The following is a 12,116-nucleotide window of genomic DNA, read 5'->3' on the forward strand; positions in this document are numbered from 1 at the left end:
GGGATGCTGGCGATTGCTGCCGGCGTGCTGGGCGGGTGTTCGCTGTTACCGGCAACCTCGTCTGAGCCGGTGGGTGTAGGGCGAGGCCGCGATGAGTTCCCGCGCTCCCCCTGCGCCTGCGGGCCTGCTTTCTACGTCAATGGCCGGACGGTTTGAAAATGCCCCGGCCAGTCGACGAAGGACAACCCTACAGGCTCCTGGTGTGGGTGCTGCTGGCGAGCATCGCAATCAATGTCGGACAGGCGTTCGGCAACGCGACGCTCGTTGCGGCAGTGGCGGAAATGGCCAACCGGGTAGAGGTGAAACCGTTCTTCATCACTGCGGACCTCGCGACCAATCGCGTGTTCCGCGTGACGAATGCTGAAACCGACATGCCGACCTACGATCGGGTGGCTCTGACCCTGGCGCGTCGATACGTCATGCTCCGGGAGTCGCTCGATCTGCAGACCGAAGCGTCGAGGTGGGTCGAGGCGTCGTGGCTGGCGTCGGAAAAAGTCAGCGAAGACTTCAAGTCGCTCGTGGACAAGGAAGGCTCTTATTACAAGACCATGCGCCAGCGGGGACGGACGCGCGAAATTCGCATTGTGGCGTCGCCAGAGGCTGGCCGTGTTGGGCGGCAACGGACCTACCTTATCGAGTTCGAACAAATCGATAAAGAAAAGGGTCAAGAAATCAATAAGCGCAGCTGGATTGCGACAGTCGTCATGGACACGCAAAAAGGAAGCGTGCGCTTCGAGGATGCCCTTCTTAATCCATACGGGAACGTCGTCACCTTCTACGACGTCGCACCAAAGAATACCAAGGAGTAAAGTGCAGTGTTGACTTGTCGCAAAGTCGCTCTGGCTGTGAGTGTGTGTGCGTTTTTTTCCGCCGGCGCTCAGGCTGCGGGATCGGCAAGCGGGCTTCCACCGGGGGCGCCTGCTGTGGATCAGAGCCGGGCCGCTGGTGCCGCGCAACCGTCACCAGCGGCCGGTAATCGGCAGAAAGCGGATCCCGTGGGCGATCTGCTCAACGTCGATCAGATCTTCAATCAGATGAACGGTGATTTCGGAAAGCTGGTCCGTGATCGGGCTCCGGCGGGGCGTATTCAGAAATCCTGGCAAAAGGCACAGCCGGGCGAAGCGATCAGGACGGTTCGCTATGACCGCAACATTGAGGAAAAGCTGCGGCTGCGCGAAGGCGCACACACGTTGATCGTGCTGCCCGATTGGGAAACTGTCTCGAACATCAAGCAACAGGTCGACATAGGGTCGCGCGAAGCGCTGTCCGTCCAGCCGCGTGCCGGCGGCCGGATCCTCACGCTCAATCCAGGGCACGCGGGATGGGATACCACGCTGACGGTCATCGGTGATTCCGGCGTCATTTATGCCTTCTATGCCGTGGTCGAGAACGATCTTAGCTCGTCCGTACCGGATGAAGTCGTCTACATCGAGAAGCGGGCACCGCTGAACTATGCCGGGCCACCGGCGGGCGGATCGGCCGGCGCTGCGGGCGGCGCTGCAGCTGATGGGCGGACGGATTACCTGCGAGATGCGCCTTTCGACGCGCAGAAGCTGGATTTCGCCTTCACGATGAGCGGCGATCAGTCCATTGCCCCATCCGCTGTCTTTTCCGATGGTCAGTGGACGTATCTCCACTATGGCGACCGGTTCGAGGCGGTCGACCTCCCCGTGGTGCAGCGCGTCGTTGATCGGATTGACACGCCGGTCAACACGCGCGTCAAAGGGAACACGTTGATCGTGGAAAGCCCTGTCGCTGAAGGGTTGACCCTGCGCAATGGGCGCCGTGTGGTGTGCATCCGGCGCACGGATGCGGCGCCGGCGCCGGAAGTCACACCGCGGCCGGTGGCGGCCGCCGCGCCTGCTCGGGCCGGTACAGTTTCGCGGGAGCCTCTGCGGCTGGCTCCCGACTACGGGGACGTGCACCGGTGAGAGGGCGGCGACCATGGCGGCGCTGGGTGTTCCAGTCTGCTGCCTGTGCAGTGGTCGGCCTGACTTTGGCCGGCTGCTGGGAGAAGAACGAGGATAAGCCGGCACCGACCGTGCCGGAAAAGCGCAGCGGAATGTCGGATCTCTATTCGGTGGCGCCGTTGGCAGCGCCACCGGCGGCCATCGCGGTGGCGAAGGTGTCAGCACGCAGCGCGACCGTTGGCCAGCTGGTGGCCATTGGCCCCCTGTTCGACCTGACGCCCTTCGATGAGGTGTCGGAGGTACAGGTCCAGGTGGAGGGGGACGGGGGCTTGATTGTGCGCGGCGCGCCGGTTGCGCCGGGCGTGCCGGTGGCCGTGTCGCCAACGGACGGCGGGGCACTGCAGTATGAGCCGCCGGCGCAAGGTGGCCGGGGTTCGGTGGCGCTGCGCGTGCGGTCGAAGGCTGGCGGGTTGTCGGAATGGGCGCGGGTGATGCTGGTGACACAGCCGCCGGCACCGCCCCCGCGAGTGGAGAAGATCGAGGTGCCGCCCCCTCCGGTCCCTCCCACCTCGGCGGAGCTGAGGCGGCTGAAGATAGACCGTCTGCTGGCGGCGCTTGGGGAGGAGGGCATTGCGGAGCGCCTGCGGGGCGGGCCGGTTCCGGTCGAGGAGGATCAAGAGCCGCCGGCAGAGCCTAGCGGGCCGCCACGGGATCGCGATTACGGCCGCCTCCGGCTGAAGGACGATCAGACCACGCTTCCTGTCGACCGCTCGCGGCGGATTACGGCTGACCGCTACATTGGGGCGATCCTGGAAAGCCGCACGGTTTCGCAGCTGGAAGGCCGCGCCATCCTGGTGGCCGACGCTCACATTTTCGGCGGCGACGGACGGAAAATCCTTATCGAAAAAGGGACCAAGTTCATCTGCCGCTTCAAGAAATTGGAGCGCGAAGGCGACACGCGGCTTCCCATGCGGTGCGGCCGCTTCATTCGGCCGGACGGAGTGTCCGGACTGCTGTCCGAAGCGGACGTTGCCGACCAGTCGGGCGCCACTGGCTTGGTTGGCGATGTCGATAACCGGAATTGGGAGCGGTACGGCGCGGCCTTTGTGACCGCCTCCATCGGCGCCTTGGCGGCGATCGGCGCCAACAACAGCGTGCAGAACCAGCTGGTGGCGCAGGGCGTCCAGAACATGACCGACAACATGTCAAAGGCGACAGAAAGGGTCCTGGAAAAGAACCTCGACCTGTCGCCGATCATGACGGTTCCGGTTGGCAGTCGAGTTCAAATCATCCCGATGAACGACATTGTATTCATTGAGGGGTAAAAGGATGAAACGGCAATCGTTGTCCATGGTCGCGGCGACCATGGCCTTATGGGGTGGCACAGCTTTCGCGCAAGGATTTGGCGGTGCGCCGGTCAGCGTCGGGCCGGTGGGAGGCGTTGCGGGCGCAACCGCAGCTGCAGTGCAGCCGGTCCTAGCGAACCTCGGGGGAGTGGCTGCGGAACCGGACGGTATGACGCCCCGGACGAAAACGGACGTCAGTCCAACAGACTCGTCCACCTTGGAAAAGCTGCCGGCGGAAAAGCCTGGGCTGATTTACGCACGCCTGGATCAGCTGCTCGGGGAGAAGGACGGTCGCGGCCTCGATCCGATCAGACTGATTGGCGAGATGGCGCCGGACGGATCGGTGAAGTGGACCGAAGTCCGCGCATACATCCCGAACAAGAAGATGCGGCATGCCGCCTTGAAAGATGCGCTGAAGACTTTGGAGGCGGTGAACAAGATCAGCGCCGGGAAGGCAGACGCTTTGACCGCAACGGGTGCCGTCAACGACATGGTGCGCACCGCCCGCCGCCTGCTCAGCGATGGCGACAACAAGGACGCCTCCGCCAACGGCGGTCGCGGCAGCGGCACGGACGCCAACGGCGGCGCCGGTGGCCGCGGCGGCAGCAATGGAGCGGGTGGGGCCAACGGCCTGGGCACGACCAGCAGCGCGAACGCGATGCGGACCAGTTCAACGGGCAACGGCACTGGCGGCCTTACCTCCGGCAACGGCAACGGCAGCTTGAACAATGGTAACGGCACCGGTGGCCTTACCTCCGGCACCGGCACCGGCGGCTTGAACAATGGTGACGGCACCGGCGGCCTCACCTCGGGAACCGGGATCGGGAGTGATTCAAGCGGCACCGGAACGGGCGGGTTTGGCGACGGCACCGGCACGGGCGGGATCGGCGGCGGGACTGGCGTGGGTGGCAACACGGGCAGCAACACAACGCCGAACGGGAACACGGTTCCAGGCGGCAGCCAAACACCGATCACGGGCGGTGGAACGAATCCCGGTGGGACGGGAACCACGACGCCGCAGCCGAACGGCAACCCCACGGATCCAACCACGACGCCGGGAGGCACGGCAACCGAACCGACGCGCTCCGTCACCACGACTGCGTGCTCCGACCGCATCGACGTGCCCGGTCGGTTGGTCTACAGCCAGCAGAAACAAGAGGTGTTCGTTAACGGCGTATCTCAGGGAATCAGCAGCTGCACGGACGCGGTTGACCGTTATCCAATTCAGTGGGATCCGAGTGTCTGCACCGATGACGTGGATCTGTCGGCCAGCCTCGCCTATCCAAAGGCACAACCATTCTACGTGACCACGGCGGGCGCAAGGAAGACCGCCGGCAACTGCCAGCGTTGGGACGGAAAGAGCTTCTCGATCTACGACACGGCGGAAAGCTGCAGTCCATCCATCGACCTTGCCGGCGGCAAGGTGATCGTCAACAAGCGCAAGGCGTACAAGAACCTGGCCGGGACGGAAGTGACGGCGAAAGCCTGCGCCGCCACCTCGCAATATGTGCCGATCCAATGGACGGCGGCCGGCTGCGATGTTCGGCACGATGTTGGCGGCGGCACGACATATCAGCAGATGACGCGCTTTTACCTCCTGGATGGCTCAACGCGCCCCATCGGCGGGTGTGAGGACCACGGGGCGACATACCCGCATTACCGGACGGAAAACGGCTGCGAGCCGGCGGTGAACAATGCCGGCAAGGTCGTGACGCTGTTTCAGCGGACGGTGGTGAACCTGCCGGAAGGCAAGATCACCGTCCAGGATTGCACGCCGTCCTCCACCGCCGGGATCGTGGCGACAACAGAGGGGTGTGAAGGCCAGTACATCCATGTGCCGGCGGCGAATGTGAGCTATGGAACCGTCCGGTATCGCTGGTCGCATAATGGCTCGTGGGAATACACGGAAGGCTGCACAACGAACTCGGCCGCGACCTACCAGCATCAGGACGATCCGAACTCCCCATGGTTCCACGACGACACCGTTCAGCAGTCGTGGCAGCAGATCATCCGCTATGTCGACACGCCGAGCGGCCGGATCGTCATCAGCAAGCGCGAGGGGACGCGGGTCAGCGACTACAACCTTGTGCGGCAGGATCTGATTCCGGCCGCAGGTTCGGTTTGGTACTCCGGCTGCACCAAGTATCAGGGCACTCAGCACCAGAACACCTACATTCGCACCGACCAAACCACGGTGACACTTCCCGGCGACGCTGGGGCGCCGGTGGTGACGCAGGATGGGTGCTCGTCACTTCCGCCGATTGTTGAAAACATCGGTGACGTGGAGGAAGTAAAGACCTGGGGAATCAACGGCAATGTTGGGTGCTCTTTCAACATTGAGCGCTTTCAAAAACAGCGGAGTGCGGAACGACGGCAGAACGGCGCCGGTGAAATTTTCCAAGATCCGTGGGTCTACACAACTCTGTTGATTGAAGTGCTTCACCCGTCTCCGACGCAAGATTGCGGCACCGGAGGCAACTGATGGCCAGAAAAATCCGCACATCACCTTTGGCGGAAACCGGAAACGCTCTTTTTGACTCGCAACTCGACGTTCTGCGCCCCCTGTTTGCCAAACAGGGGGTACAGGAAATCGTGGCGGTGCGTCCGCAAGAGGTCCGGCTTGAATTGGATGGTGGCCGCTGGGAGGCGCTGAGCGTTCCGGATCTGACGCTGGATCGGTGGGGCAAGGTGCTTAGCCTGCTGGCCACGAGGCAGGGCCAGCATTTTGGACCGGATCAACCCCGCGTGTCTGCCCGGCTGCCGGGCGGGCATCGTCTCGATGCGATGATGGGCCGGGCGGTCGGTGAGGGAATCAGCGTCGCAATCCGTGTGCACCGGCAAGCGAAGCGGAGCTATGAGGATTTCGGGTGTCCTCCGGATCTCATCGAGCGACTGAAGGCGGCCGCGGTCAACGGGGATAATGTGATCCTGTCGGGCGGCACCAGTTCGGGAAAAACCTCTCTGGTGAATGCCTACATCCGGGACGTGCCGCTCCATGAACGCGTGCTTTACGCGGAGGAAGTGAGCGAATTGCAGGTGCCACAGGAGAACAAAGCCGGGTTCCTGCTGGACCGAAACAACAAGGAAGCGACGGTGAGCTATGCCGATGTATTCGACCACGCCATGCGTGCGCGGCCGGATCGGCTCTGGCTCGGCGAGTTGTCTATCCCGAATGCTTATCCGGCATTGCTATTCCTGAACAACGGCCATAAGGGCTTTCTGACCAGCGCCCACGCGAACAACTGCACGGCGGCGCTGGAAACAGGCTTCTGGTTCCGCCTGTCCATGGCCGGTTACACGATGGACCGGGCGGCAGTCTTCGAGTTCTTGAAGCGGAATATCGACCTGGTGGTGCACGTCGAGCGGCTGTCCGGCGGTCGCCGCCGGGCTGTCGAATTTTGGGAGCCGTCGAAAGGTGCAGACCCCGTGCGGCTGGTGGGAGAGGGTGAATGGTTGAATATCGGCGCCTGATCGGGCAGCTGCTGGTGCCGCTCGTCGTCGGCGCCGGCTGGGTGGCCACGGTGTTCGTTGGCTGGGATGTGCCACTGTGGGAGTCTCACACCTGGGACTTGATCGCGCGCTATGTCGCGGTGAAACACCATGTCCCGGACTGGCTGCTTTGGTCGGCCATTGGATGGCTCACGGCCGGCGTCGTCGCGGTCCTGACGCTCCAGATCCTGCCCATGGGTGGAGATTATGGACAGGCGCGATGGGCGCGGGTCCGCGACCTCCGTAAGATGGACTTGCGCGGTCGCTACGGCTTCGTGCTGGGGCTGCTGCGCCGGGTGGTGTTGCGCACGGCCAACCTGTCGGTGGTGGTGCTCGGTCCTGCCGGCACCGGCAAGACCAGCTGCGTGATCGTCCCCTCGCTCCTGAGCCTGGGGAACCGCATGTCGGCTATGGTCCACGACACCAAGGGCGAACTGGCGGCTATGACGGCCGGCGCGCGCGGTCAGCTGGGAAAGGTGTTCGTCATCAACATGGCGGGGGGATCGGAAAACTCCGCCTGTTGGAATCCGATCGCCTGTTCTGAACTGCCGAGGGACGGCGCCGCGCGCGGCGATCTGGTAGATCGGTATTGGGGGATCATCCTGCCTGCGGCGCGCGTGGGACAGGAAGATTTCTTCGAACGGGTTGGCCGGCTGCTCGGCGCGGCGGCAACGCTGTATCAGATCTACGATCACGAAAGCCGCAAGCAAGACACGTCCTTTGGGGAGGTGCTGAAATGGCTGTCGTCGTTGCGGATCGAGGCGGAAGAGGATCAGGAAGGCGAGGTTGACGAAGTGCGGGCCGCGCTGGAAGAGGCGGCTTTTCACGCGGAAGAGATGCGTTGGCCAAGCCGGATTGCGGACGGGCTTCGGCAGATTGCACAGTTCGACTACCGCACGCGCTCAAACATCCTGGGCACGGTCTTTGCCTACATGTCGCCCTGGCTCAACGACAACATTTCTGAATGCACGGCCCGCTGTGACTTCCACCTTGCGGACTATCATGGCGTGGGTCCGCAACGGCGGCCGATCACGACATACTGGAAAGCCCCTCCGTTCGATGCCGATCTGTACGGCAAGATTGCCGGCATGCACGCTGAAGCGCTGGTGCGATACCTGACCGCCCGCGAACCGGACAGGAAACAGCTGCAGGTCGCGATGGTGCTGGATGAGGCCAAATTCCTCCCGCGCCTCCGCGCCATCGAGGACGGCCCGGCGATCATCCGCGGCTTCGGCGTCCGGATGCTTGTGGCATTCCAGGATCTGGCGCAGGCGCGGGTCGTGTATGGGCACGATCAGGTGGACGCGATGTGGACCAACTACGGTTTCCGCGTCGTCTTCGCCCAAAACAACCTCAACACCGCGAAATTCATCTCGGAAAGCATAGGGCAGAAAACCCGGATCCGGCTGAGTTGGAACCGCCAAGTCGGGCTCGGACGGTCGGGCGGTAGCGAGGGCGAAGCCTATGAGGGCGTGCCACTAATCCGTCCGCAGGAAATCATGTCGATGCCGAAGGGTCGGGTGATCGTCGGCGCGCAATATCACCAGCAGACACCAATCAAGGCCAAGGCCGCACATTTCTCCAGGCTACGACTGCGGCGGCTGGTGAACTTGCCGCTGCCTCCGGAGATCCAACGCGCACTCAACCCGGTCGGCAATCCGGCGAAGGTGATCGCGCCACCGGTCGGGCTGACGCCGCCGGCGCCGGCGACAAAGCCGGCGAAACCGAAACCGGCGGCAAAGCCGGCGAAGGGAACGGCCAAGGGAGGCGGGAAGGGCAAGAATGATGCACCCATGTCCGACACGGACATTGCGTCATTCCTGAAGGAGATCGGTTGAGCATGAGTTAGGAGGGTGGGCCGGCTTGGTTGTCGGCCCACCTCTGGATCTGGTACGAGCCCCGCTCAAGGTTAAAGGACGGGGCGGAGAATGCGCATATCGTTACAAGCGGGTCTGTGGGCGATTGCCTCGGCCGCTACCTTCGCGGCCAGCAGTGCGGCCGCTAAATTTCTCGCTCTGAAGCTTCCCACTGCGGAGCTGGCCTTCTTCCGGGCGGCATTTGGCGTCCTGGTACTGGTCGGCGCCTCCCGGCTCCTGGTCGACCTCGGGCGGCCGCGTGATCCGTTTGGCTATGCGATGCGGTGCGGATTGGGCGTGGTGGCACTCTACAGCCTGATGTTTGCCTTTTCATCCATGCCGCTGGGGCTGGCCAGCTTGCTGTTCTTCAGCCGGGTGCTGCTGATGCCGGTGACGGCGCGCGTGATGCTGGGGGAGCGGTCCAGTCCGGCGGTATGGGCGGGCGTGCTGACCGGCTTCGCTGGCGCGGTTGTGTCACTCTGGCCCGCGCTGACGGTTCCGGAACTCCGGCTGCCGGCGGCGGCGGCGCTGCTGGCGGCCGTTGCCTCGGCTGGGTCTCAAACAGCGGTGCGGCGCCTGACCGCGACGAACTCGGCCGGCTTGATCGTGCTGATTTACACCGCGGCGTCGGTGGCGGCGACGGGGCCGGTCGCGGCTGTGAATTGGATCGGGCCGCCGATCAGCGATTGGCCGTTGCTGGCCGTCCTGGGCGGCTTCGCGGTCCTGGCGCAGCTGACGGCGGCGAAAGCCTACGCGAAAGCCTCGGTCGGCTTCCTTGCGCCGTTCGACTTCCTGACGGTGCCGGCCGCCGCCGTGCTGGGCTTCGTCCTGTTCGGTGAGGTGCCCACCCTGCACGGGTTGGCGGGCAGCGCTTTGATCGTGGCGGGCACTCTGCTTGTTTACGTTCGCGGGACCAGTACGGGCGCGGCTGCGGTCAATCCGTGATACCGAACCCTTTGTCGATGCCTCGCATCGGCCGGCGCTGGGGCCGCTGTCGCGGCTTGCCCATGCTGCCGGGCTGATGCTGGGGAGCGGTGCGTCCGGCTGCGGTGTCGGCCGCCAGTCCGGCGACCTGGGCGGCGGCTTCGGGGTCTCCAGCCGCCGCGAGGTCGGCGGCCATGCTATTGAAGCTGCGCGCCATACGGTCGCGGTCCTGCTGGGTCCGTCGCGCCTGCCGCGACCGGTCGGCGCGCTCGCGCTGCTGGTCGCGGTCCTGGCGCTGCTGTTCGGTGGCGCTGCGCGGGCTGGGATCGACGCTGCGCGCTGCCGCTGCGGCGATGCGGCCGGGCAGGACCGGGCTGTTCCCGTCTGCCAGCCCGAACGCCTGTGCGTGATTGGAGAACGCCCATAGCGCGGTGCGCGGGTTCTCCTTGAACATCGTGACGAAGCTCTCCACGGCGCGGCTGCGCGCCTCCCCCTCCGGGTAATGGGCGAAATACTTGGCCAGCGTCTGAAGCTCCTGGGTGCGGTCGGCGAAGGGCGTGTGCCGCTTGGAAAAGCGGTTCATGAAGCCGCGCAGCTTGCCGGGGCGGGCGTCGTCCGGCGCCTCCTGGCCGTTGCGGTAATACTCGTATTCGCGGCCGTGCTGCTCATACCAGCCTGGAACATTGCCGCGCAGGGTATCGGCGGCGGTCCATTTGCTGCGCTTCTCGTGGTCGTGCAACGGCTGCTCCCCCTTGTGGATGTGATCGCGGGTCTTGTCGCGGTCCTGGCGGCGGGTGGCCACCACGTCGATTCCATGTTCGCGGGCGTGGTCGACAAAAGCGGCGCGGTAGCGCTGCAGGGCGTGCTTGCGCAGATTCAATCGCTGCTGGGTCGCGTCGATAGGGTCGATCTGCACGACGAAGTGCGCGTGCGGTCCTCGCCCGTGGTCGGTGTGGATCGCGAAAACGTAGCGATGCCCGGCGAACGCCTCGGCACCGGCGGCTCGCACGGCGGCGCGCAGCTGCTCGGCGTCGCCGCTCGCCGGCGGGATCGAAAAGATGATGTGGGCCGTCTGCGTCTTGCGCAGCGGATCCTTGTTCCAGTTCTTTTGGCGCCACTCGGCCGTGGCGTTGCGCCACTGTTCCTCCAGGTCGCGGCGCTCGTCTGCCGTCGCCTTCTTCCACGCCGCTGAGCGGTTGTCGTCGGCGACCTTCAGGTTCCAGGACTGGATTTCGGCATCGATGCCGTCGCGGTCGGTGACGATCTCCCCGGCTTCGTTTTCGAGCGGCACGTCGGCACGCCCGTTGCGCTCGGCATGGGAGTCGACGCGGCCGATATAGCGCGCCTGGTTCACGGTGGCGCGGGCGTGCTTGGCGGTGTTCAGGACGCGGAACACACCCTCCCGGCTGACGCCTCGCGCGGTGCGTCCACCCCCTCCGGATCCGGGTGTCGGTCGCGGGCCACGGGGTCCGGCTCGGCCGCCGCTGCCGCTGGTCGGGGGAGGCGGCAATCCAAGACGGATGACGTCGGCGCGGTCCTGGGCGTCGTCGGCGCGGGCGGGGCCGTCGCGCTCTGGCTTGTGCGGTTTGCTCTTGCTGCCGCGCTTGGACGGTAGGCCGGGAAGCCGTGCCTGTTCGGCTGTGCGGTCGGCCTTTGTCGGCCGCCGGCTCCACTCGTCCCAAAACTTAGCCACGGGCGACGATCTTGCGAAGGTCGACCATGAGCGGCTTCACGTCGGCCGCCAGTGCGGCGAAGACCTCGGCCGGCATCTCGGCCGCGATGTCGGCGCCCATCACCGCGGCGGTGTTCAGCTGCCGGGCGATCTGGTTGAGGTTGGTCGCGACGCCCGTCAGCTGGTGGAGCATGGCGATGTAGATCTGGCGGTCCTCGGTGGAGAGATACGCCTTCTCGCCGTTTGCCACCGACAAGGCGACGGAGCGAACGAAGTCGGACAGCTTCCGCCCCTCGGCCTCCGCCTTCCGGCGGATGACCGCTAGCTCGCCTCCGCTCATTCGGATTTTCAACATTTCGTCGCGCACCGGGGCCTCTGTCCTCTGCGGCTGTGGGTGGCGACTAATCTACTCCTATCGGTCGGGTGGGCGAAAGACCGGGCGTGGATCGGCGTGCAGACGCTGGATCGAGAGGACCAAGGCGGGGGGTCGGCGCAGCCGGCCGAAGGCACCCCCCGCCGCACCCGTTGCCACCGGCAACACAGGATAGGCCCCCGGCCGGGGACTTTTGGGGCCACTTTGTGGCCACAAAAGTCCTATCCTGCTTCATCTTCGGTCTTTTAAAAGCCTAGCAAATCCGCCACTTCGCAAACGGCCGGAACCGCGCCAGCGGAGCCGGCCGTCGGTCTCACCTGTACCCTGGCGGTTTCGGGCTGTACCCGGCGCGAAACCGGCTGTACCCGGCCCATGGCGGCGTGTAGCCGCCGGCAAATCTCCTGTACCCTGCTCCTGGGCGCGCCTCGTCCACATATCCATGGGGGAGCGCGCGCCGGCACGGCCGCGCAGGACCAGCCCGCGCCCCTCAACGCGCTCTGATGCTGGTCCGTTCCCCGGTGGGTATGTGGGCGATGGGGGGATATG

Annotated in this window: 9 protein-coding genes; 7 read left to right on the forward strand and 2 right to left on the reverse strand. The window is 64.9% G+C overall.

What is annotated here, in order from left to right; translation table 11 throughout:
* Positions 1-158: 158 nt before the first annotated feature.
* The 7 genes from ABMY26_RS07450 (at position 159) to ABMY26_RS07480 (ending at position 9,546) form a co-directional block, all read left to right on the forward strand.
* Positions 159-809, forward strand: a complete 651-nt coding sequence (locus ABMY26_RS07450; RefSeq protein ID WP_085084764.1) for a type IV secretion system protein — start codon at positions 159-161, stop codon at positions 807-809.
* A gap of 186 nt (positions 810-995) precedes the next feature.
* Positions 996-1,931 (forward strand): TrbG/VirB9 family P-type conjugative transfer protein, encoded by a 936-nt coding sequence (locus ABMY26_RS07455; protein ID WP_372395336.1) that lies wholly within the window; start codon positions 996-998, stop codon positions 1,929-1,931.
* Positions 1,932-1,957: 26 nt separating this feature from the next.
* Complete coding sequence (locus ABMY26_RS07460; RefSeq protein WP_372395337.1) at positions 1,958-3,235, forward strand: TrbI/VirB10 family protein; 1,278 nt, start codon at positions 1,958-1,960, stop codon at positions 3,233-3,235.
* Between the two features lie 4 nt (positions 3,236-3,239).
* On the forward strand, positions 3,240-5,738 hold the full coding sequence (locus ABMY26_RS07465) for a hypothetical protein (RefSeq protein WP_372395338.1): 2,499 nt from the start codon (positions 3,240-3,242) through the stop codon (positions 5,736-5,738).
* The gene (locus ABMY26_RS07470; RefSeq protein ID WP_372395339.1) at positions 5,738-6,727 is read left to right on the forward strand and encodes an ATPase, T2SS/T4P/T4SS family; all 990 of its coding nucleotides are present in this window, start codon (positions 5,738-5,740) and stop codon (positions 6,725-6,727) included. Before ABMY26_RS07465 ends, ABMY26_RS07470 begins: the two co-directional genes overlap by 1 nt.
* Complete coding sequence (locus ABMY26_RS07475; RefSeq protein ID WP_372395340.1) at positions 6,706-8,583, forward strand: type IV secretory system conjugative DNA transfer family protein; 1,878 nt, start codon at positions 6,706-6,708, stop codon at positions 8,581-8,583. Before ABMY26_RS07470 ends, ABMY26_RS07475 begins: the two co-directional genes overlap by 22 nt.
* A 90-nt stretch (positions 8,584-8,673) precedes the next feature.
* A complete protein-coding gene (locus tag ABMY26_RS07480; RefSeq protein WP_372395341.1) occupies positions 8,674-9,546 on the forward strand; it encodes a DMT family transporter in 873 nt (290 codons plus the stop codon).
* On the opposite strand, the gene ABMY26_RS07485 is transcribed toward ABMY26_RS07480, so the two are convergent.
* Together ABMY26_RS07485 and mobC are read right to left on the reverse strand one after the other, a co-directional pair.
* The gene (locus tag ABMY26_RS07485; protein WP_372395342.1) at positions 9,536-11,218 is read right to left on the reverse strand and encodes a relaxase/mobilization nuclease domain-containing protein; all 1,683 of its coding nucleotides are present in this window, start codon (positions 11,216-11,218) and stop codon (positions 9,536-9,538) included. The genes ABMY26_RS07480 and ABMY26_RS07485 overlap by 11 nt on opposite strands.
* Positions 11,211-11,552 carry a plasmid mobilization relaxosome protein MobC gene (mobC, locus tag ABMY26_RS07490; protein WP_372395343.1) on the reverse strand — a complete coding sequence of 114 codons (342 nt, stop codon included), beginning with the start codon at positions 11,550-11,552 and terminating at the stop codon, positions 11,211-11,213. Before mobC ends, ABMY26_RS07485 begins: the two co-directional genes overlap by 8 nt.
* Positions 11,553-12,116 lie beyond the last annotated feature (564 nt).

Source organism: Azospirillum sp. HJ39 (assembly GCF_041507355.1).
GTDB lineage: Bacteria > Pseudomonadota > Alphaproteobacteria > Azospirillales > Azospirillaceae > Azospirillum > Azospirillum thiophilum.